This is a genomic window from Chloracidobacterium sp., assembly GCA_025057975.1.
Classification (GTDB): domain Bacteria; phylum Acidobacteriota; class Blastocatellia; order Chloracidobacteriales; family Chloracidobacteriaceae; genus Chloracidobacterium.
Map to the genome: position 1 here is coordinate 73,084 of JANWUV010000010.1, position 22,287 is coordinate 95,370.

At 60.4% G+C, this 22,287-nt stretch carries 18 protein-coding genes and 3 tRNA genes; 6 read left to right on the top strand and 15 right to left on the bottom strand.

From position 1 onward, the window contains the following. Positions 1–53 precede the first annotated feature (53 nt). The 4 genes from larC to NZ585_10230 form a co-directional block, all read right to left on the bottom strand. Positions 54–1,319, bottom strand: a complete 1,266-nt coding sequence (gene larC, locus NZ585_10215) for a nickel pincer cofactor biosynthesis protein LarC (protein MCS7080408.1) — start codon at positions 1,317–1,319, stop codon at positions 54–56. Between the two features lie 163 nt (positions 1,320–1,482). Next, positions 1,483–1,559, bottom strand: a tRNA-Arg gene (locus NZ585_10220). 4 nt (positions 1,560–1,563) lie between these two features. Further along, positions 1,564–1,650: transfer RNA gene (locus NZ585_10225), tRNA-Leu, on the bottom strand. A 129-nt stretch (positions 1,651–1,779) separates the two neighbouring features. Beyond that, positions 1,780–2,439, bottom strand: coding sequence for a phosphoribosylanthranilate isomerase (locus NZ585_10230; GenBank protein ID MCS7080409.1), 660 nt, complete (start codon positions 2,437–2,439; stop codon positions 1,780–1,782). Between the two features lie 236 nt (positions 2,440–2,675). On the opposite strand from NZ585_10230, the gene murA reads away from it, so the two are divergent. Together murA and NZ585_10240 are read left to right on the top strand one after the other, a co-directional pair. Next, positions 2,676–3,995 (top strand): UDP-N-acetylglucosamine 1-carboxyvinyltransferase, encoded by a 1,320-nt coding sequence (gene murA / locus NZ585_10235; GenBank protein MCS7080410.1) that lies wholly within the window; start codon positions 2,676–2,678, stop codon positions 3,993–3,995. A 7-nt stretch (positions 3,996–4,002) separates the two neighbouring features. After that, the gene (locus NZ585_10240; GenBank protein ID MCS7080411.1) at positions 4,003–4,791 is read left to right on the top strand and encodes a SurA N-terminal domain-containing protein; all 789 of its coding nucleotides are present in this window, start codon (positions 4,003–4,005) and stop codon (positions 4,789–4,791) included. Between the two features lie 26 nt (positions 4,792–4,817). Here NZ585_10240 and NZ585_10245 read toward each other — a convergent pair whose 3' ends face one another. Next, a complete protein-coding gene (locus NZ585_10245) occupies positions 4,818–6,860 on the bottom strand; it encodes a bifunctional serine/threonine-protein kinase/formylglycine-generating enzyme family protein (GenBank protein MCS7080412.1) in 2,043 nt (680 codons plus the stop codon). Between the two features lie 131 nt (positions 6,861–6,991). On the opposite strand from NZ585_10245, the gene NZ585_10250 reads away from it, so the two are divergent. Beyond that, positions 6,992–8,344: an FAD-dependent monooxygenase gene (locus tag NZ585_10250; protein MCS7080413.1), complete on the top strand. Its 1,353-nt coding sequence runs from the start codon at positions 6,992–6,994 to the stop codon at positions 8,342–8,344. A 266-nt stretch (positions 8,345–8,610) separates the two neighbouring features. Here the strand turns inward: NZ585_10250 and NZ585_10255 are convergent, their stop codons facing one another. Together NZ585_10255 and NZ585_10260 are read right to left on the bottom strand one after the other, a co-directional pair. Further along, the gene (locus tag NZ585_10255; GenBank protein MCS7080414.1) at positions 8,611–8,838 is read right to left on the bottom strand and encodes an AtpZ/AtpI family protein; all 228 of its coding nucleotides are present in this window, start codon (positions 8,836–8,838) and stop codon (positions 8,611–8,613) included. A gap of 15 nt (positions 8,839–8,853) precedes the next feature. Next, positions 8,854–8,939, bottom strand: a tRNA-Ser gene (locus NZ585_10260). A 145-nt stretch (positions 8,940–9,084) separates the two neighbouring features. Here NZ585_10260 and NZ585_10265 point away from each other — a divergent pair. Genes NZ585_10265 through NZ585_10275 form a run of 3 tightly spaced genes read left to right on the top strand, consistent with a single transcriptional unit; the run spans position 9,085 to position 11,982 of the window. After that, a complete protein-coding gene (locus tag NZ585_10265) occupies positions 9,085–9,390 on the top strand; it encodes a hypothetical protein (GenBank protein MCS7080415.1) in 306 nt (101 codons plus the stop codon). Next, a complete protein-coding gene (gene miaA, locus NZ585_10270; GenBank protein MCS7080416.1) occupies positions 9,387–10,349 on the top strand; it encodes a tRNA (adenosine(37)-N6)-dimethylallyltransferase MiaA in 963 nt (320 codons plus the stop codon). The genes NZ585_10265 and miaA overlap by 4 nt, the downstream gene beginning before the upstream one ends. A gap of 25 nt (positions 10,350–10,374) precedes the next feature. Next, positions 10,375–11,982, top strand: coding sequence for an NAD(P)/FAD-dependent oxidoreductase (locus tag NZ585_10275; GenBank protein ID MCS7080417.1), 1,608 nt, complete (start codon positions 10,375–10,377; stop codon positions 11,980–11,982). Here NZ585_10275 and NZ585_10280 read toward each other — a convergent pair. From NZ585_10280 to NZ585_10315, 8 genes are all read right to left on the bottom strand, one after another. Beyond that, positions 11,957–12,781, bottom strand: a complete 825-nt coding sequence (locus tag NZ585_10280) for a patatin-like phospholipase family protein (protein MCS7080418.1) — start codon at positions 12,779–12,781, stop codon at positions 11,957–11,959. The genes NZ585_10275 and NZ585_10280 overlap by 26 nt on opposite strands. A gap of 66 nt (positions 12,782–12,847) precedes the next feature. Then, on the bottom strand, positions 12,848–14,008 hold the full coding sequence (gene sucC / locus NZ585_10285; protein MCS7080419.1) for an ADP-forming succinate--CoA ligase subunit beta: 1,161 nt from the start codon (positions 14,006–14,008) through the stop codon (positions 12,848–12,850). Between the two features lie 10 nt (positions 14,009–14,018). Continuing rightward, positions 14,019–15,278, bottom strand: coding sequence for a HAMP domain-containing protein (locus NZ585_10290; protein MCS7080420.1), 1,260 nt, complete (start codon positions 15,276–15,278; stop codon positions 14,019–14,021). Between the two features lie 150 nt (positions 15,279–15,428). Further along, entirely contained in the window at positions 15,429–16,235 is an 807-nt protein-coding gene (locus NZ585_10295) for a DUF4388 domain-containing protein (protein MCS7080421.1), read from the bottom strand. Between the two features lie 104 nt (positions 16,236–16,339). After that, on the bottom strand, positions 16,340–16,831 hold the full coding sequence (locus NZ585_10300) for a hypothetical protein (protein MCS7080422.1): 492 nt from the start codon (positions 16,829–16,831) through the stop codon (positions 16,340–16,342). Between the two features lie 46 nt (positions 16,832–16,877). Further along, a complete protein-coding gene (locus tag NZ585_10305) occupies positions 16,878–18,140 on the bottom strand; it encodes a hypothetical protein (protein MCS7080423.1) in 1,263 nt (420 codons plus the stop codon). 43 nt (positions 18,141–18,183) lie between these two features. Then, positions 18,184–19,035, bottom strand: a complete 852-nt coding sequence (locus NZ585_10310; GenBank protein ID MCS7080424.1) for a DUF4388 domain-containing protein — start codon at positions 19,033–19,035, stop codon at positions 18,184–18,186. 148 nt (positions 19,036–19,183) lie between these two features. Further along, entirely contained in the window at positions 19,184–22,108 is a 2,925-nt protein-coding gene (locus tag NZ585_10315; GenBank protein MCS7080425.1) for a zinc ribbon domain-containing protein, read from the bottom strand. Between the last annotated feature and the right edge of the window lie 179 nt (positions 22,109–22,287).

Sequence of the window (22,287 nt, forward strand, 5' to 3'; positions counted from 1 at the left end):
GACGCCGAGACTTCTCCCATCACAGAACCAGCGGCTTGCACGCGGAGTTGTGCTTATTCTGCATTCCCGCTTCGTTGCTTTTCGTACGCTTGCAGAGCTTCGGCGTAAACCACCCGCAAAGGTTTGTTTGTCGTCGCCGCCAGCGCCCGGCAGTCATCATATTCGGGCGTTGCGGTTTCCGTCCCGTCGGGTAGCGCGGCGACCTTGAGGCGCACCATGCCGTCCTTGGTTGTGACGCGAACTTCCCGCCGGGGCAACGTGTAGCGGTTGGACAGTCGCCGCCGAACACCGAGTGTCGTGGTTTCTCGAAAGACGAGGGTAGCCAAGCGCGACTCATCTTCCGGGCGGCAGAGGACAGTCAGCGTCACAGCCGGGCGCTGTTTTTTCATCTGGATCGGGGTAAAGAACACATCGAGCGCGCCGTCCGCCAAGAGCCGTTCCATCACGTAGCCCAGCTGGTGCGGCGCTTGGTCGTCTAAGTTGGCTTCGAGGATGGCGATGGTTTCATCGGCAAGCGCGCCCCCATTCGGCGAAGCAGCCGCCTTGGACGCCGTGCCGAGAAACACACGCAGCGCATTGGGAAAACCGAAAATGTCGCGCGTTCCCGCTCCATAGCCGGTGTGCGTCACGGTGAAATCCGGCGTGCGCGCATAGGCTTCGCAGAGCGTGGTGACAAGCGCCGCGCCGGTGGGCGTCGTGAATTCGCCCTCGATGTCACCTGCGTAAAAGGGAACGCCTTTGAGCAGTTCCGCCGTACCGGGTGCCGGAATCGGGTAACGTCCGTGCGCGCACGCAACCAGCCCAAAGCCGACCCGCAGGGGGGATGACGTTAGGCGCTCGACGCCGAGCTGTTCAAGGCACAGACATGCGCCGACGACATCAATGATGGCGTCCACCGCGCCGACTTCGTGAAAGTGAACCGCTTCGGGGGCAATTCCGTGGACGCGCCCTTCAACTTCGGCCAGTCGCCGGAAGACGGCGACGGCCTGTGTTTTGACGCGCTCACTCAATGGAGCCGCCGCGATGATGTCCGTGATCTCGCCCAGACCACGCCCGTGGTGGTGATGGTCGTCGGCCGCGTGCGCCTGATGGTGGTGATGATCAGCGTCCGTGAGATGAACGTCAAACTTGGCGCAGTCAATCCCAGCCCGCCGGACGCGCCGCAGCTCCAACCTGTATCCGTCAAGTCGGAGCTTGTGCAGATCAGCGCACAATGTTTCAAACGACGCGCCGGCGTCAAGCAGTGCGCCGATGATCATGTCGCCGCTGACACCGGCGAAAGCGTCAAGATGAAGACAACGTGCATAACCGATTTCCATTTTTTTCACTTTCGGAGATCAGACGCCGCACTATGCAATGCGTGCCGACCAAACGCAAAGAGGAGGCCTACGGGCTGCTACTTCGCGGAGAAGGCACAAAAACACGGAACGGAGGCGTTGCCGCCCCCGCCCTAGAATGGAAACTTTGGTGGAAGAAGGTGGGTGGTGCACCCGACAGGATTCGAACCTATGACCTTCTGATTCGTAGTCAGACGCTCTATCCAACTGAGCTACGGGTGCATGGTGGTGCGGATGAAAGGACTTGAACCTTCAAGGGCCGAAGCCCACATGGTCCTGAGCCATGCGCGTCTGCCAATTCCGCCACATCCGCATATTGTGCGCTAGCGCCCACCCAAAGCGCTACAGCGAAGCAACTAATGCGTATAGTCATCAGCCGCGCTGTTGTCAAGTCGCCTAAGCAGGGAGACAAAGCAGCAGCTCGAAACCTGCAAAAAATCGCCTAGACAAGGCGCGGCAGGCGTCCCGTCGTGGATTTGGCCGCCTCCTGTTTGCCTCGTTCGACTTCGAGCATGAAGGTCTGCAACTTGATGCGGTCTTTGCGGCCCGGCGTGGACTCAACGCCTTCACGCACGTTGACAGCGTAGGGTTTGACCGTGCGGATGGCGGCAGCGACGTTTTCGCTCGTCAAACCGCCAGACAAAATAACCCGAGCATATTGTTTGGCTGCCGCCGCCAAACGCCAGTCAAAAAGCCGCCCGCCCTGTCCTTCCGTTGATTCGCCCTCGAGAAGCACAGCCGCGACGGGGTAGGTTTTGACCCGCGTCACGTCAAAGTCCTCGCCGACGCGCAACTTCTTGACCAAACGCCACGCACCAAGTTGGCGGCAATAATCGGCGCTTTCGTTGCCGTCAAGTTGAATGACGGAAACCTTGGCCGCCTCGACCATCGAGCGCAACGCCTCGAAATTGAACTCATTGTGAAAAACGCCAATGATCGGAACGAAGGGCGGCAGCCGGTCGGCAATCTCACGTACGGCCGCTGGTGCAATGTGATACTCACTACGTGGGTTGAGATCGAAAGCCAACGCATCCGCTCCAGCGTCCAGAGCGAGCGCGGCGTCGTGGTAGTTCATAATGCCGCTGACTTGGGTTTTGACCATGACCACCTCCCCGCTCTGAAGCGGCCTCGGTGCGCTTTCAAAGCCATTTTTTCGGACGTGCGAATGCGCCTAATTATCGCCCAGACCACGTCAAGGAACAAGAACCGTACAGGCCGCTGGCGTCCGCCGCCTGTACCAAGTCAGTTGCGTCTGATTGACAATTTACGCCACCATTGGCGGCCGGTGTACATCACTTTTCGAAAAGGCCGTAAAGCACTCAAAAACGGAAGTCGTTTATGCCGACCCGTTACGACATCGTAGGTGGCCGACCCTTGCATGGCACGGTGCGCGTCTCCGGCGCGAAAAACGCCGCGCTCAAAATGATTGTTGCGGCACTTATTGCCGAGGGTGTGACAACGCTGTACAACGTGCCGCGCATTACGGATGTCGAAATCACGCTCAAACTGTGCGAAGAACTTGGCGCAAGCTATGTCTGGCGCGATGAGACGACAGTCGCCGTTGATGCCCGGCGGGTCAGCAATCCCGTCATCCCACTCAAGTACAGTGGCTCAACTCGAACGCCGATTCTGTTTGTATCGCCGCTGCTGCACCGCCTTGGCCGGGCGGAGTTAACGACCATCGGGGGATGCTCGATTGGGCCGCGGCCGATCAACTACCACATTGCCGGCTTGCGGCAGTTAGGCGTCACCGTAGAAGAAGTCTCTCGGACAGCCTATCGGTTTTACGCCGACCAGCTTCAGGGCAACATCATCACGCTCGAATACCCCAGCGTTGGAGCGACAGAAAACCTGCTGATGGCAGCCGTCGGCGCGCGCGGCCGAACCGTCATCCGCAACGCCGCCATTGAGCCGGAAATTCTAAACTTGGCCGGCCTGCTGCAGGCTATGGGCGCCGTCGTCTATCAGGACGTGAACCGAACGTGGATCGTTGAGGGCACGTCGCGGTTCCGTGCGGTTGAATATGAGGTCATGAACGACCGCATTGAGGCAGCCTCATTCGCTGCCTGCGCTGTCGCCACTGGTGGAGAGGTCTTTGTTGAAGGCGCGGTACAGCGCGATATGGTGACGTTTCTCGACTGGCTGCGCAAAGTAGGCGGCGAATTTGACGTTTATCCCAACGGCATTCGGTTTTACCGTCAGGGACGCCTGCGCCCGGTCAATCTGGAAACTGATGTCCATCCTGGTTTTATGACGGACTGGCAGCCGCCGTTCGTAGTGCTGCTAACGCAGTCCGAAGGTATTTCGGTCGTTCACGAAACGGTTTATGAAAGTCGTTTCGGCTACGTTGAGGCGTTGGTTTCAATGGGCGCGCACATCCAACTCACCAACGACTGCCTCGGCAGCCGGGAATGTCGCTTTACGAATAAGAATCACCTGCACAGCGCCTTGATTGCCGGGCCGACGCCCTTGCGCGGCGGTCGGCTTCATATCCCAGACCTGCGCGCCGGGTTCGCTTATGTGATGGCGGCGCTAATGGCGACAGGTGAAAGCCGAATCTACGGTACGGAATTTGTCCAACGCGGTTACGCCGACTTGATCGGCAAATTGCAGGCGATTGGCGCAGACATTGTTGAGACGCCAGTTGAAACCCCATGAGCAGACGGTGGCAACCACAGTCGGGCGTTTGAGCCGGTCGCGCCCAAGTGGACGGCGAATCGTCACGCACGGGCTGGTCGGCTTCGCCTTGAGTTTGGTGCTTTGGGGGGCATGCGCGCCGGATATCTTCGGGCAATCGCCGCCGACCGTCGCCGCACGGGGAACGCTCACCGACCGCCTTGTGGCGACGGTCAACGGCGACGTGATTACCCAGAGCGATCTCATCTGGTTGCTGGCGTTTGATCCCGGCGTCAACCTCGCGTCCATCTCGGAACAGGACCTGCGGCGCGTGCTGACGGCGAAAATAGACCTGCTGTTGTTGTCGCAGGAGGCAGCCCGCTTCCCTCCGGCGACGCTGACGGCGGATGAAGTCGCCGCCGCCAAACAACGTCTCATCAAGCAATTCGCCTCGGAAGCCGTCTTTCGGGAGCGTTTGGAATCCGTCGGGTTGGATGCGGAGAACTTTGACCGGATCATCCGTGAACGACTGCAGGTTGAGAAATACATCAACTTTCGATTCCAGACTTTTGTCCTGGTCACAGACGATGACGTACTGACGTACTACGCAACCAAGGTGCGTCCCGCGTTGGCGGCGGCAGGCACAGTTGCGCCGGAAACGCCCAACGACGAACAACGGGCATTGATTGTGGAAATCTTGTCGCGGGAACGGGCGGCGCGTGAACAACAACAGTGGCTGGAAACAGCCCGACGGCGGGCGGAGATTATTCCCCTCGCGCCGTACGCTAAGGCAGTCATCCCAGACGCGGCTCCGGCGGGCAACGGGAAGCCGGAGTAAGCCAAGGCGCTGCCGTCGGTTGGCGGCTACGGCGACGGCGTTGCCGCAGGTGGCGCGTCCTTAGCGCAGCGGAAGCCGGTTGAAAGATCACGGAACGTTCGTTCGTTCATCAGCCGGCGCGTCACCATGGTTCGGCGCGCGTCGTCGGCGAAGCAGCCGCCGCGGATAATCTTGAGCGATTGGAACTCCGGTTTAATGACCGCTTGGCTGCCGGGATAGAGGTCATAACCGCTGTCGGTCCACTCCGAGACATTCCCGGCCATATCCAGCAGTCCAAAGGGGCTTTCGCCATTGAAGCTACCGACCTGGCGACGTTGGTCCTTGATTCGGCTAATGTCGCGCCCCGCGTTGAGCTTCGACGGGTCGAACTCGTTGCCCCACGGATAGAGGCGGCGATCAGTTCCACGCGCGGCATACTCCCATTCGACTTCGGTTGGCAACCGCTTACCGGCCCACTTGGCGAACGCCTGCGCGTCGTCCCAGCTGACTTCCGCCACCGGCAGCTTGGCGGTTCCCGGCGGAAAGGTTTTTTGCCCCTTCCAGTTCAGCGGCGGCGGATGCCCCGTTTCCTGAACAAATTTGGCGTACTGCTCATTGGTGACTTCCGTCTTGTCCATAAAGAACGGCGCCACCTGCCGTTCATGCTCTGGTTTCTCGAAGTCATCCGGGCTGGCGTTGTTGCCCATAATGAACACGCCGCCGGGAATGTACACCATGCCGGGCGGCGGCGTTGGCGTCTGGGGGACGGTCACAGTGGCCGGCGTCTTCGTAGCGGCTGCACGCTGGAACGCCCGCCGAGATATGTACCACCCACCACCGGTAATCAGGATGATGGCCAACCCAACCCCCGCAACAAGTGGCAGCCGATTCTTGGACGTCGGCGCAGCTGCTTTATCCACCGTCACGTAGGCTCTGGTCTCGCCCCCAGAATCAGCTCTCCCATGGCGGCTCGTTCCAAGTGAATGCTGGCGCGCTTGCGTGGGTCGGTCGGCCAGTGTCTCTGTCGTTGACAACGCCAACGTCCGGTTGGTTAGGAGGGGTTCTTCGCGGGACTTGGTGGTTGGCAGCTGCTCGTCACCGGTGACACTGCGCTCCGCTCGTCGCTGTGTTTTGTACCAGTTGGGAAGGGGATTGGTCGCCAATGGGACTCCTGCTTCCCGCAGGGCTTGGTCAAGCTCTTCTAGCAGATGCAGCGCTGTTGCTGGCCGATCGTTGGGGTTTTTCGCCAGCGTCCGCAAGATCAAGTGATTAATGGACAGCGGTATCGCCGGATTGACCTCAATTGGCGGCGGCGGCGCTTGTGAAACGTGGGCGAGCAGTGTCGCCATGGAATTGCTGTTTTGAAACGGGACTTTGCCGGTGAACAGTTCGTAAAGGATGACGCCTAGGCTGTAAATGTCCGACCGAGCATCAAGCTCAAGGCCCTGACACTGCTCCGGCGACATGTAGTCAGGCGTCCCAACGACTGTCCCAGAAGCCGTCAAGGTGTTCTTGTCTTGGCGTTTGAGCTTAGCGATGCCAAAGTCAAGCACCTTGACACCCTTGATGTTTTTCTCTTCGTCAAGCAACAGAAAGATGTTGTCCGGCTTGACATCCCGGTGAACGATGCCCTTGCTGTGGGCAGCGTGCAGCGCCGAGCAGACACCAGAGTAAATGAAGTGAATGTCTTCATACGGCAACTGGCGGTGTTCCCGCAGCCAATCGCCTAGCGACATCCCTTCGAGGTACTCCATGACGAAGTACACCAAGTTGGAGTCCTTCGTCACGCCGAAGTCAGTGACGCTGACGGCGTTTGGATGGCGAATCTGGGCCGCCGCCTGCGCTTCGCGGCGGAAGCGCGCCACGGCCTTTTCGTCCTCGCCGAATTGAGCGTGCAGGACTTTGACGGCAAAAGGCGTCCCAATCTCGACGTGAACGGCGCGGTAGACCTGCCCCATGCCGCCCTCGCCGATTTTTTTCTCAATGCGATACTTGCCGTCAATGAGCGTCGGTATGAGGCCGTTGCCGTCAACCGGGCAAAAGGTCACATCCTCGTCATATTCTCGCCCGCAGGCTGGACATTGCTTCATTGTGGTGCGCCGTCATCCGCTCGACCAGACCGCCGTTGGCGTGCTGAAGGGCCATCAGCTTAGCTAACATACGGATTGTTGGAAAACTATGCCGGTGTTGTCAAACGCCCGCATCGAAACCGGAGCGCGCCATGCCAAACGACCTCATGCTTGCACGGAGCTTTACGGTTTGCGGAGCGGGACCAGCCGGGACACTGGCGGCTTTGTACCTAGCGCGACAAGGGTACCGCGTTACTCTGTATGAGCGGAACCCTGACCTGCGTACGTCGCCTGTGCCGCGTGGACGCTCCATCAATCTGGCGCTCTCCACGCGCGGTCTGCATGCCTTGGAGGCCGTCGGACTGGCCGCAGTGATCCGCCCGCTGGCAATTCCTATGCGTGGGCGGATGATCCACAGCCCAACGGGAGAATTGACCTTCCAGCCCTACGGGCGTACGCCTGAAGAAACGATTTTTTCCATCTCCCGCCACCGACTAACCTGCGCCTTGCTCGACGCGACAGCCGCTTGGCCGAACCTAGAGATTCATTTTGCGACGCGCTGCGTCGGGCTGAACTTGGCGACTATGACGCTAGACATTGAAGACGCACAGACACGAACCGTACGCCAAGTTCGTCCGCAAACTGTCATTGGCGCGGACGGGGCGTTCTCGGCTGTGCGTCAGGCGCTTCAGCGTACTGAACGCTACGACTACGCGCAGACGTTTTTACCGCACGGCTACAAGGAATTGACGATTCCGGCATTGCCTGACGGTTCGCACGCGCTTGCCAAAAACTACCTCCACATCTGGCCGCGGCAGGACTTTATGCTCATTGCCCTGCCGAATCTGGATGGGTCGTTTACCTGCACGTTGTTTCTCGCTTACGAAGGCGCGGAAAGCTTCGCGCAACTGACCGACGATGACGCCGTTCGCCGGTTCTTTGATCGGCATTTCCCTGACGTCACGCCGCTGATGCCGACCTTGCTGGAGGATTTCAAACACAACCCGACCGGTTCGATGGTGACGATTCGGTGTTTTCCGTGGCAGTACGCTGGGCGGGTCGTCTTGGTGGGGGACGCGGCGCATGCCGTCGTTCCATTTTACGGTCAGGGGATGAACGCCTCATTTGAAGATTGCTTCATCCTCGATGAGTGTCTCCGGCGGCACAACGGCGATACACAGGCGGCGTTTCTCGACTATCAACAGCGGCGCAAAATCAACACAGACGCGCTGGCTGAGTTGGCGTACGAAAACTACCTTGAGATGCGCGCTAAAGTGGCGTCCCCGTGGTTCTTGCTGCGGCGGCGGTTAGAGTACGCGCTCTCCCGTGTGTTGGGCGACCGCTTTCTGCCGCTGTACACGATGGTGTCGTTTACGCGGATTCCGTACGCAGAAGCGCGCGCGCGTGCGGCGCGGCAGGAGCGGTGGCTCGACGCGATACTAGTCGCCGTCGCGCTGGTCAGCTTGCTCACCTTGCTATGGCTGCTGTGGCGATGGTTTAGGTGACGCTTCGCTGCGTCTACCAGGACGAAGTGTGCCGCCCTTTTCGCAAAGGGGGCGATACAGGATAGGCAGTGCCGGTATGCGCCGCCATCACGCTGCGCTACGTTTCATGCGTTGCTCTGGTAACTCCTTGTTTGCACGGCGCAGTTCAGGGCGTTTTTTGTGCGGAACGCCCGCTGTCATGGCTTCATAAAGCGGCGGAACCCGGCTGCACGCCAAACGCTTGACGCCGCTCTACAAAAGCGGCTTGTCTCATATCGCGGAAGGCGCTAGCGAAACTGTAACCACAGGCGATAGAGCAATCGCCCGCCGCTAATCAGCCCGGCTAAACCGAGCAATGTAAACCATAGCGGCGCGGTTTGCAGCCACCGGTCAAGCCAATAACCCACAAAAAACGACCCAACCAGCGTCATTGGCAGGCTTAGGGCCAAGCCGGCGGCTGTTAGCATCCGCGTACGCAAAGCCGCATCATTTTCTGGATCTGGCGGCGGCTGCATTGGCGGTGAAAAGAGTGGCGGAGGGCATGGGATTCGAACCCACATGTCCTTTCGGACGCCGGTTTTCAAGACCGGTGCATTAGCCGTTCTGCCAACCCTCCGCAAAGGACTGAAAAACTATAGCCCGCCGACCGTACGCCGACAAGGTTGGATCGTCGGTGTTGCGCTACAATCGGCTGTGGAACGTTTGGCTTGGAAGCCGTCAGGGTGAGTGAGTTTCCAAAGGTTGTTGAAAGGAACTGTACCATGGCTCAGGGTGACCGACGTCATTTCGAATATCAGGTTGGCGACGAAGTATCCTTTGCCGCCGGGCGTGGGATGCAGTATGGCGAAGTCGTGCGGATTGTGACGCCCGGCCCAGAGGGGGCGATTGAAATCCAATGGGAGGACGGTCGGCGGGAAATCAAGAAAACCCGTGACCGCGCCGTCCGGTTGCTCCGGCGGGCAACCGGAGTCAGTGAGGTGGATGAGCAGCGTGGCGAACGCCGACGTAGCTTTGACAACGAAATTGCTGAGGTTCGGCGCAGCGACGTGCGCCGTTGGCGCGGATGACGGAGCGTGTCATCCCAGTTGTTGTCGGCCCGACCTGTTCTGGGAAAAGTGATCTCGGCGTAGCGATTGCCCGCGCGCTGGACGGTGAAATCATCAACTTGGACTCCATTCAGGTGTACCGCGGCCTCAACGTCGCCACGGCGAAGGTTCCGCCGTCCATCCGCGCCGAAGTTCCACACCACCTGATTGATGTCGCGTCGCCGACCGAACACTACACCGCCGGCCGGTACGCCCGTGAAGCGGCGGCCTGTTTGTTGGAGATTGAGGCGCGCGGTCGGATGGCTGTTTTCGTCGGGGGGACGGGACTGTATCTCGACGCCTTGCGCGGTCGCCTGTTCACCGAGGACGCCCCGACCGATTTACGCCTGCGCGCACGACTCAAGGCCATCCGCGACCGGCATGGCGCACCTTGGCTGCACCGGATGCTGACGCGACTTGATCCGGCGACGGCTGCGCGCTTGCGTCCCAACGACTGGTCGCGGACGATGCGTGCGCTCGAAGTGTTCTTTCAATCCAAACAACCCCTCTCCGAACGTCAACGCGCGCTGCCGCCGCCGCCGGCTTTTGCGGCGCGGATGCGGATTATTGTCCTATCGCCACCGCGCGCGGCGCTTTACGCCCGTATCAATGCGCGCGTCGAAGCCATGGTTGCCGCTGGACTGCTTGATGAAATCCGTGACTTGCTGGCGGCGGGCGTCCCACCGGACGCCGAGGCGTTTCAAGCGCATGGCTACCGGCGGTTTATTGAATATTTGCGGGGTGAACGCTCCTATGAGTCGGCTGTTGAACAAATGAAAATCGACACGCGGCGCTACGCTAAACGGCAGCTTTCATGGTGGCGACGCGAACCAACAGCTGAATGGTTTTACGGTTTCGGCGGCGATCCCGCCGTGCAGGCGCAGGTCATTGCGGCGCTGCGGCGTCCGGCGACCAATCCGGCGCACACCCCTTCCGCGTGATGAAACCGCCTCGTATAGTCACGGTATGCGTCCTCAAAACGTCGCGGAAGCCGTTTCAGAATCGGTCTTTGATGTAGTGGTTGTCGGCGCCGGTGTGGCGGGTCTAACGGCGGCCGCGCTGCTGCAACGCGACGGCTACCGCACGCTGCTGCTTGAAGCGCATGACAAAGCGGGCGGCTGCGCCGGTTATTTTTCCCACAAAGGTTACACTTTCGACGCCGGAGCGACCGTCTTGATGGGGTTGGATGCTGGCGGCTTGCATACGCAGGTGCTAGCGCGGTTGGGCGTATCCCCGCCTGAAAGCACGCTGATTCGGCGCGTCCCGGTCCACCTACCCGACCGGACGGTGAACATTGACCACGATCAGACGGCGTGGACGCGCGAGCGCGTCGAACGTTTCGCCCGCGACGCTGCCGAAGCCGAACGGTTGCGCGCTTTCTGGCAACTGGTTGACCGTACGGCGGACGCCATGTGGACGGCGACGGCGAAGTTGCCGGCGCTCCCGTTGCGCAGTTGGCGCGACTTGGCGGCGAACCTACGCCTTGTTTCCCCCGGTTTTTTAGGCATCACGCCCTATCTTTTTTCAACCGTCGGCGATGTTTTGCAGCGGTATCGGTTGTGGGACAACGCGCCGCTGCGGGCGTTTCTAGACGGACTGCTGCTGATCACCGCGCAGGAAACCGCCGACCGCGCGCCGTTTCTCAACGGCGCAGCTGGACTGGACATTTACCGGCACGGTATTCGGCGTGCGCGCGGCGGCATGAAGGCGTTCATCAAGGCGCATGTGGAAGCGTTTCGAGCGTTGGGCGGCGTGTTGAAACTGCGCCAGCGTGTAACGCGCATCACGCCGCAGCGCAGGGGCGGCTATGTTGTTGAAACTGACCGTGGTCTAACCGTTTGTGCGCCGCGCATTATTGCTAACCTACCAATCTGGAATCTGCCGGGATTAGTTGCGGCGGACCTGTCGGCGCGGCTGGCGCGTCCGCTGGCAAAAGCCGGAACGGGCTGGGGCGCGTTCACCCTCTACTTGGGGGTGCGGGCGGAGGTCATTCCCGACGATGCGCCGCTCAATCACCAAGTGCTTTTGCGCTACGACGAGCCATTCAAGGACGGCAACAGTGCGTTCTTGAGCCTGAGCGAGCCCGACGACCGAGCGAGCGCGCCGCCAGGCCGCCGGACGCTCAATGTCTCAACACATACCGAGGTTGACGAGTGGTGGAGCGCCGCCCCTGAAACCTACGCCGCCCGACGTACGGCGCTTGCGGAACGTCTGTTGACGGCGGTTGAGCGCGTTTTTCCTAACATCCGCGACGGTATTGAATGCGTGTTGCCAGGGACGCCGGTGACGTTTGCGCGCTACACGGGCCGCGCGCGCGGGATGGTCGGCGGTCTGCGGACAACGCTCTGGAACAGCAACCTTTTTGGCATCGGGGCGCGTGATGTAGGACTACCAAACTTCTGGCTTGTAGGCGACACGGTCTTTCCGGGGCAGGGCACGCCAGCCTGCGCACTGTCCGGTGTCAACGCTTGGCGCGACATCACCGGCTGCTGGACGCTTGACGCGCCGCCGCTCAGTGAGACGGTGCTGAGCGTCAAGCCGTCGTGCCTCAAGCCTGCGCCCCCGCCGGCATGACCGACCGAAGCAGGGCCTCCGTCACGGCGCGGCCTGAAGCTACGAGAGCCGCCAAGTCGGATTGCCGATACAGCAGCATTCCGCGTCCAAGCGCGTCGGGAGTGACAATGTAGATTGGAATGTGCGGATACCGAGCGCGAAAGACGGCGACTTTGGCGGCGTTTTCCCGGCGGTGCGTCAGGCGATTGGCGATGTCGCTGACAATGATCTGACGCGGCGCAAAGGGCGCTTCAAATAGGTACTCAATCGGCAGCCGGTTTCGACCGCCGGCGTCGCGAAGTCGCAGTGTCCGCCCGCCGTAGCGCAGCGTCCGGGGCGGATAGACTAACGGAATCGCCACAGCGCCGCGCATGGCGTCGGCTAGGGGAAAATCAGGCATCTCGCTGTGGAACAGCATGTCGCGTCCCGAAGCCGCATCAAAGGCCAGCAAGCCGATTCGTTCAACACCGTGGTGCAGTTGTCGTGGGGAAGTCCGCTCAAGGCGCTCAAGGTATGCCGGGACGATTCCGGCTCGGCGACGGAAGTAGGCTTGTGCAAAGCGCGGCGCGCGCCGCGCCGCCGCCCAAGCCAACAAATGCCGCGACGACAGTCCTAGCCCTAGCGTCCGCATCTCGTCCAGCGATAAACCGACGCCAGCGTAGTAAGCTGCAATCAACGCGCCGACGCTCGAACCGACAATCTCCTGAATGTGGAAACCGTGGTTGACCAAGGCTTCAAGGACGCCGACGTGCGCGACGCCGCGCGCCCCACCAGCTGTCAACACCAAACTGACCGGTTCGTTGGGGTGGAGGGCGGTCATGCAGCCATCCATGAAAAGCTACGCCAGCAGCGTAGCCCCGCTTTCGTGTCTCAAAAGGCGATACGGTTACGCGGCAAGCTTGACCACCTTTTCCGCCGCATCCTTCATCCCGTCGGCGGTGGTGAAGTTCAACCCGGAGCTTTCCAACAGGGCGCGTCCTTGTTCAACGTTTGTCCCTTCCAAACGCACCACAATCGGCAACTTGGCGCCAAGGTTGCGTGCGGCGGCGATCACGCCCGCCGCCACCATATCGCACCGGACAATGCCCCCAAAGATGTTGATGAGCACCGCTCGTACGTTCGGATCAGAGAGTAGGATGCGAAACGCTTGCTCAACCCGCTCCTGCGACGCGCCGCCGCCGACATCCAGAAAGTTGGCCGGATTCCCACCAGCCAGCTTGATGATGTCCATAGTCGCCATCGCCAACCCCGCACCGTTGACCATGCAGCCAATCGTGCCGTCCAACTTGACGTAGTTGAGGTCATACTTGGACGCTTCAGTCTCCAGTGGGTCTTCTTCGCGGGTGTCGCGCAGTTCCACATAGTCGGGATGCCGATACAGCGCGTTGTCATCCAGTATCACCTTGGCGTCAAGCGCGTAGAAGTCCCCTTCCTTCGTCAACAGAAACGGATTGATTTCGATCAGCGAAGCGTCGCTTTCGACAAACGCTCGGTAAAGCGCCAGTAGAATCTTCACCACCCGGGCCGCCTGCGCACCGGTAAAGCCCAACCCAAAAGCGATTTTGCGCGCCTGATAGGGCTGCAAGCCCAGCGCCGGATCAATCACCTCGCGCAAAATTTTTTCCGGTGTTTCCGCCGCCACTTCCTCAATTTCCATGCCGCCCGCTTGGCTCGCCATGATGAGGGGCGAAGCGGCGGTGCGGTCGATCAACAAGCTGAGGTATAGCTCGCGGTCAATGTGGAGACCTTCTTCAACGATGAGCCGGTGAACCGTTCGTCCTTCAGGGCCGGTCTGAGGCGTCACCAGCTTGTGGCCCAGCATACGCAGAGCAATGGACTCAACTTCTTCAAGGGAATGCGCCAGCTTGACACCGCCGCCCTTGCCGCGTCCGCCGGCATGAATCTGCGCTTTCAAAACGACCGGAAATGTTCCCAGCGCCTCGGCCGCCATACAGGCGTCCATCGGGTTGAGGGCGACATGATGGCGCGGCACTGGAACGCCGAACTTCGCTAATAAACGTTTGGCTTGATATTCATGGATTTTCATCGTTTTCGTCTTACCGGCGGCTGCGTAGCCGTTCGATGGCCTGCTTCAAGCTGATGCGCATCCGTTCAAGCGATTCGCCAAGCTCACCGATTTCATCGCCTGTGTTGACGGCGATGGGTTCGTCTAATTCGCCAAGGCTGATGCGGTTGGCGGCTTCGGTGAGTTTCAAGATGGGCTGCGTGAGACGCTGCGACAAAACAAACGCCACGCCGATACCCAACACCAGCGATATGCCAGTGACCACAGCGATAATCAGCAGGGTGGTGTTAAAAACCTGACTGAAGTAGCTCTCGCGGACGCCGACCCCAACGTACCCAAGGATGGTCACGTCATCCGGCGCTTTGATTGGCGCAAACGCCGTTTTGTAGGCGCCGCCCAGCAGATTGTTGTTGACGGCTGTGGGTTTATCGGCGGCCAGTTCGCTTTGGAGGGCGACGCCCAAGGCGCGTGGGTCGCTGGACGAAATCACCTTTCTGTCCTTCGCCAAAACCAACGCCACAGCAACGTCTTGTAAGTCGCGGTAGAGCGTTTGCTTGACTTCGCGCGTCAATGCCGTCAACGGACGATTCTCATCCTGCGGAGCATTGTTGATGAGTTGTCCAACGACGACATAGCCCAGCGCCCGGTTGCCGGAGACCACCGGCGCCATGGCTTCAATTGTCAACCCAACCGGCGACGCCGGATTCCGATTGAATTGCTCCGCAAGCCCAAAGCTTTTGAGCAGGTCGGGCGGCTCATTGACAGCCCCGGCGACCTGAGCGCGTAGCAGGGCGTCCGGCTGATTACTTTCAGCGGCGTTTTTGGCTTTGATGAACAAGGGGTTGTCGCCGAAGGAAGCCTCGCCGCCGCCGGCATTGCGCACCAGCACTTGCCCCTTGGTGTTGAGGATGGCGATAAAGTCCACGCCGGAGGACTCGACGCGCTGCCGGATGAGTTGAAGCAGCTTCTGCTGCCCGCCGGCCTGACTCTGCTGCGCAACTTGGGTTGGATTGCCGGAGGCGCTAGAAGCGCCGGTCGGCGGAGCCGCCGAGTCAATCAAATTTTCTGCCGCGACGGTCTGCGCTGTCGCCTGCGCCACTTCACGCAGAGCTTGTTGCCGTGAACGAAGAATCCGGTCGGCCAAACGGGCGTCTTTCTCAATGTCGCGCCGCGCATTGCCGTCAATCGTGCCGCTGACAATGACGACAAACGCCAACGCCGACAAAGCCAATGGCGCAAAAATCAACAGCGCCGCAAAAATGGCGAGCTTGTTCCGAATGTTAAGTTTCATGGGGGAAAGCAAAAGGATGTCTGATGAATCGCAACGTACATCTTCGTGTCCATCCTAACGGAGCTTCTTGGCCGATTCGAAGCTCATGGGGTTAGGACAGCGTCAGGTGGCAGGAATTTGCGACGCGCCGCCGCTTCGCCGAACCACGAATCAGGCGTATAGGTGTTGCATAATCTCCAGCATCGCCTCTTGAAACTTGACCCGCCGTTCGTTGTCTGGAATTTCTTCAGCCAGGCGCTCGGCCAGCGACGGCATCATATCCTTGGGTAGTTGCCGCAGTTTGAAGCCAAGCGCCTCGGCGCAGTCCTCAAGGACAATCGGGGCCATCGGCCCGATGGCGCGCGTCAGCTCTCGTTCCGTCTGGTGGAGAATGTCTTCCGACACGGCGTCCACCACCGTATCTTCCTCCTGACGCTCGCCAACGTACTCCACCAAGCCCAAGTCATACAGGCGAACAATGACCTTCGAGGCCATTAGTTCATTGAGCTGCGTAATGTCGCCGATTTCGCCGACGGTACGAACACCGTCGAGGTTTTGGATGACCGACCAATCTTCCGCGCGCAAGGAAAATTCCTTCATCGAGCGGGAGGAAAGCCGAAATACCGCGCGGGCGGATGGCACGACCCGGCGGACGCTTTCCCATTCCGTCGCATAGGTGACGCACTCCAGCAAAATCTCTTCCGTCTGGAGGTAGGTTGTCCGCTCATCGGTCGGCGTGTCCGTCGCCGTGAAGCTGAACTTACCGCTGCCCCAAGAGAACAATCCGTATACGGCGTCTTCTCCAACGGCATCCTCGTAGACGGCGTGTACGATTTGCCCGTTGTCGAAGTACACTTCACCCTGCCGTCCGTCGTCATGAACCAACTCCAAGACGCCGGTTCGATTGCTGGCGTGGAGTAGACGGAGGACATCCATGAGTTTGAGTTGCGCCAGATTGCCACTGAATGCATTTGACATGGCGTGCGTCCCCAAGGCGAAGAAAGTGTCCGTCGGTCGCACCGGCTGAGCCGAAGAGGTTTGGGGCGCGCAAAAGCATCGCCGCCAACCACACGAGCCCAACGCTACTGGGCGCGATTCATGGCTTCAAGCAGTTCCCAACTCGTCGCATCGAGTCGGTCGCGCGTGAGAAGATTACGACGCAACACGCTGACGCTGACCCGCAAGCCAGCCACGGCACGGTCTTTCTTCAGCTTGTCGGCTGCCACCTTGACAGCCATACGCATGGTGGGCAGGTTTGCGGTGGGCGCACTGACGAGTATAAGAAAAACTTCCTGCGTACCGTAAGTGGTCTCAATCATCAAGTCAAGGTTCGTGAAGGTCGTCACGCGCCCATCAGCGAACACTATCGAGATTTCCTCGACTTTGTCGTATTGCAGTTCAGCGACGGCGGAAAGTTGCGCCAGCAGGACGCCCATTTGCACCGTCGCCTGCGAGTTGAGCGCAAACTGTCCAGCGCTCAACAACACTTCACCACGATTATTGACCAGCAGGGCACTCTTGACGCCCGGCAGGCGCATCAGGTCTTGCAGAAAAACTTCGTGCGCTTTTGACATGGCGGCTCCTTGGAACACTGACGCCTTGCCGAAACCAGAACGCCGTCTATCCGGCCGAGGGCGCTAAGATTTCATTTGTTGCAATCTCCAATCCATAGCGCTCGAACTCGGCTTGGCGTCGCTGCTGCAGCGACCGCAATGCCTCTTCGATGTGGCGGCGGACGTAGGTTTCAGGCGAGCGACGATCCAAGTCGGCTACCGTCAGTCGCAACGCTTGGGCCAGACCGAACACAAAGTCTGCCGGGCGCGCTTTGCCGCGGAAGGTCGCTACTCCGCCGGCATACTCAAACTCAGCAGCGAATGGGTCTAGGAAAGGGTAGCGGGTCGCAATGTTGATTAGGGCTTCGCGGAAAGAGGGCAAAAAAGAATCTGTCCGACGGAGGGCGTCAGCGACGCCGACTTCAACGGCGCGGACAATTTCCCCCATCAGCCTGACCAACTCTGCATATTGCTCGCGGGTCAGTGGACGGATGCTTTCGTCGTCGAGTTCGAGCGGCGAATCGTCATCTTCGGTGTCGCCCACCAAGACGGTGTCCACCACTGGCGTAACTAGCGGCGGTCCTTGCGCCTGCGGGACGCGAATGGTCGGGGGCGGCTCCTCGGTGGTGAGGCGGGACGGGCCGTTCCGCACGACTCCGGCGCCAGCCGCAGCGGCCTCCACACGCGACGGTGCAGTCGTTGGAGATTTGAGCGGCGCAAGGGCCGTCGGAGGCGCACTCGTCCCACGGTAGACATTGAAGACAGCCCCACCAGGGACACGTTCATAGATAAGCTTTAGTCCTTCCACGCCCAGTGCTGTTTCGTACACCTCAGCGCCAGCCGTAGCAGTGGAAACGACTGCTTCAGCGTGATTATCAAGGATGTAAATAATGCCACCGCCCCGTTCCTGTTCAAAGAGAACCTCGATGTACCAAACCCCGCCGCTTTTGATGAGTCTCTCAACCAACTTTTCAAGGTTGGTAAAGTCGGAGGATAGGTCGCGGTGAACGGGTTCGCCGGTGATGACGCCGGTAATTGCTTGGATGACCTCTTCGGGATGCTGAAAGAAACCAACCTTACCGTTGCGCGCCTGCGCGCGCGACAGCAAGCCGTCAAGCGCTTCGTGTTCGCGCTGAACCGCGTGATCGGTTACTTCGTAGGCATTGATGATTTGCCCACGTGACAGAAAGACGTAGCCGGTGTAGCCCCAAAACTCGACGCAGACATAGCCCGTAAACTCATTGACCTGCAAATCGGCCAGCAGGGCAGCGACGTTGACGTAGGACGTGCTGAGGTTTTCGTGAACCGGCTTTCCACGCGGAACAATCATGGTCAACTGTACGGTCCCAACCCAAGCTACGCCGTGAGGTGGGCTACATCGTCAGCGGTCCGGGGTACGGGCCGGGCGGCGTCAGCACACCAGTACCGCCCAGCAAGCCGGTCGAAACCCTATCCGTTGCGCCGTTGATGCGCGCCTGCATCTTCCGAAAGATGCGGTCAATGTGCGGACTCATCGTTTCAAACCGAACGGCGGCACTGAACTCAATCAGAGCCAAGTAGTTTTCAAGGTCGAAAACCATCACCTTTTTAGGGCCGACGCTGATTGTCATGCGCGACAACGCTCCGACGCGCGCCGGTACGCTGATGAGACGGCCCAAGTGCACCAACAGCGCCACCATCATCCCCAGCTTTTCCGCCGATTTCACCTTGCTGGCCGCCTGCACTGTGCCGTCGCGCGATACAGCCAGCGCTGAATCCACGCCCTTGACTTTGGTCAGGTCATTGACCAACGACTGGTAGATGTTGATGACGCGCGCCGCACCGCTGGTTGTTGTTGGCGTTCGAGTAGTGGAAGCCGCTGTCGGCGTTGCAGCGTCGCTTTGGACGCCTTCGCCGCCACCTTCACCACGTTTCGCGCGCGCTTCATCCAGCAGGCGCAGACCCTCCATGATGATGTTGGCCCATGGCTCAAAAATGGTTCGGGTCGGCGCCGGAATCCCAGTGTCAATCCGAAACGCTCCCTGGTCGTATTCCAACGCTTTGTATACCGCTTCCACTCCAACCAGATTCCCAAGGCGCGCATCCACCACCTCGCCGTCGGCAAAGTAGAAGACCCCATCGCCAATCGGGTAGTGAACCGTCAGTCGCGCTGTGTTGCGGCCGACACAGTTGATTTGAATGATGTCCACTAGTGCGAGGTCGGTCAGATCGCCAACAAGCGGCATAAGGCTTTCTAGAAACAGGAAAAACGACTTTGAAAGCGTTCAGGAGACTCTTCGAGAAGGTACGAACAGGCTAACAAAGTTTCTTTCATGGTGTCAATTCAACCACTGCCGCCCTTTTTGCCCCCGTTCGCTGGGATGACCCTAATCGTCAACCGACCGCTGACCGCCGCCGCCACAGCCAAGTTCCAGTCACAAAGAGTAGAAGGCCGGTCACAGCCAAATAGACGCCATAGGGAATGTCGCCCCATGGGACGCTTAAAACGACAACCGCCAAGAGGTGAAAACCAAGCGCCGTACCGCCGAGCGTCAACGGCGCGCGTAAACGTCCGGCCAGACCGACCAACAGCGCCGTCAGCGCCGTTGTATCTGCGAGGATGTCGTAAAACAGAGCTACGTCGCCGGTCAGACGACGATGGAGCGCCTGCAAGACAACTGGAAAACAGAACGTCAGACTTCCCAGCCAGACCAGCGCCTCCGACAAAGTCGGACTGCCCCGCTGGAAGCGTTGTTTGAGCCACCCCGTTGCGCCCACGATCAGACCATAGGGAAGCGTGACGCTGGCGATCCATGCGAACGCCGGCCAGCCAAGGTAACGCAACCACCACACGTAGGCTGCACCGCCCCAGACTAAGCCGCCCACCGCATACACATCGTGCGCTGCGGCGTCGGCGGCTATCAGGCTCATGACGGCCAAGGCGACAGCGGAGCAAACCAAGCCGCTGCCGGCCGCTAGGCTGTTGTCCAGCAGGGCAGCTGCCAAGCCGCCGCCGGCCGCCAACCAAAGCCATCCCTGCCCGCCGATGGCCAGCGCCGACCAGAGCGCCGCTCGTTCCGTCGTGCCGCGTCGCCAACGCCAACCCAACCACGTCACGCCGTAGCCATACGCCACCCCCGGCATCGAGAGGGCCGCCGTCGGACACCCTATGAGCCGCGCCGCTTGGAGAACCGCCAACCCGCCGCATACCGTAGCGGCCAGCGCGGCTGGCGCTTCCTGACGCCGCCACGCGACCACCCAACCGGCGACGGCCGCCGCTGTCAATGTCAAACCGTGTCCGCCCGCCTGTCCCCGTGACGCAACGATGCCTGTCAGCGCGACTAACGCGCCAAAAACGAGGACGCCCAGTGAAACCTGCCGGAGCGCCCACCGCAGCATCCACTCATCCGCGACCGGCCGGGCGACGCCGACCACCACTGCCGCCGCCGACACGACGATCCATGGCATAACGGTGAACAGGTCGGACTGACCGGTACCGCAGGCGGTCGCCAGCACGCCAAGGTACGTCACCGTCCACATCGCCAGTGCGTACGCCTGCTGCATCCAGCGGACGCCGGTGGTCAGCCAGCACAACCCGCCGTATCCAACCACGACGCCAAATCCAAGCGTCTGCACAACCCGCCAATTCTGCGCTGCCGCCGCCAAAAGCCCCAGCAGGCAGCCCAACATAACGACATCCAGCGCCACGCGCGATGGGACAATCGCTGGATGGTTGGGGAGACCGAAGTCGAGACCGAAGCTCGTATCCACTTCCGTGCTATAACCCTGTCCAAAGCGGACGCCGAGCAGTTCTACGCCCAAGCGCGTCACACAAGCGACCATCGGCGGCGTCAAGATGACTAACGGGTGAGAGGAACCCAAGAGAGCCGGCGTACCGCTGATCGCAAGGACGGCCAGCGTTAGGGTGAGAAGCGGAAACCAAGTCAACCCTGCCTGCAACCGCCGGACGCTCCATGCCGCCAACAAAGCAAGCCCCGTCCAGTAGGACGCCGTTTCCGCCGACGATAAGCGCACTGTAGTCGTAGGAAAGCAGACCTTCGGTAGGATGACCACCGTCAGCCAGAGCGCCACTACACCGGCCGTGAATTGTTCCAGACCACTCAAGAACAGGGACGGTGGCAGTATTCGCCGAGGTGGTTGGCGCAAGGTTTCTCGGTGGACGGCCACTGCGCGTCCAGCAGCGGCAGCCCACAGCCAGCCGCACCAACCAACCACTTGCCATGCCGGCGGCAGTTCGAGTGTGTTGAGCCATCGGCTGTAGCTGAGGGTCAGCAAGCCGAGGCCGCCGACAGACCACCCCCAGACAGCCGCTGGCGCGACGACTAGACAGCCCAAACTGAAGCAAGCGACGCCGACTACGCCGCCGACCCACGCTTGGCTCAACACCAGCGAGCAGAGCGCACACAGAGTGACGGCCGCCCCGCCCCACCACCAGCTTGCTATGGCTATGATATGCGCCGGATGCAACGCCGACCAAAAGGCGCAGCCGACGGCGGCGGCTGCGACCGATGAGACGGCGACTGCCGGCGTTGAGAAGAGATCAAGCCCCAGCCACATAGCGGCTAGCAACAGTGAAGGGACAGCCATGTGTGGCAGCAGCGGGTCGTTCAGCCGAACCGCCGCCAGCCAGTACGCTAAGCCGCAGGTCAAGCCGTACACCCAGCGGCCGCCTGCCGGAAGTCGGCCGTGGTGGACGCCGAGCCACAGTGTCGCAGGCAGCAACAATGCGCCTACCCACAGTCCGCCACGGGCGACGAGATCATCCGGCCGGCGGCCGACGCCCCGGACGCCTAAAACCGACACCCCGACCGTGAAGGCGGTCAGCAATCCAAGCTGAAGCGTGGGATGTTCCAGAATGACTTGTCGTAAATAAATCAGCGCGCCGACGACCATCAGCAGTCCGCCGCTGTACACCATGGTTTTGAGCAACCAAGTAGTGGACACCCTAAGGTCGGCTGCGGTTTCTCTATTAGGTTGGAAAGGCGGCTGTGGTGGTGCGGATGGCGGTTTGGCGTCGGCCGTTTTCAGTTCGGCGGCAGGCGCAATGTCGGTGGGCTGGGCTGGATTCGGCGTCGGCGGTAGGGCGTTTCGTTTATGAGACGGCAGAAGCTGTGTCAGGATGGCTCGTCGCTCGGCGTCCAGCGCCGCTAGCCGTGCAAAGGCCGCCGGGTCGTAGCGTAGCCCGCAGCGGATGCAGAACTTCCACTGGGGAGACAGTCGAGCGTCGCAATTCGGGCAGATCACAGTTCTTGAGTCGGCGTAAGGCGAGTTGTACCCTGAAGGTGCTTCAGCCGACATCGAGCAGCCCTCCCGGCGCTTGCCACTAAGGTTCTCTTTTGAGTCAGGCTGTGTGCGCGTTGTTCTAAGGTAAACCCGGCTTCGTGCTGGGCCGTTGACTGTCAACCCGCTTGAATGGACGGAAGGTGGTCGCCGCCGACCGTAACCAGTGTACGGCGCTCTAGCTCGTCAGAGAAACT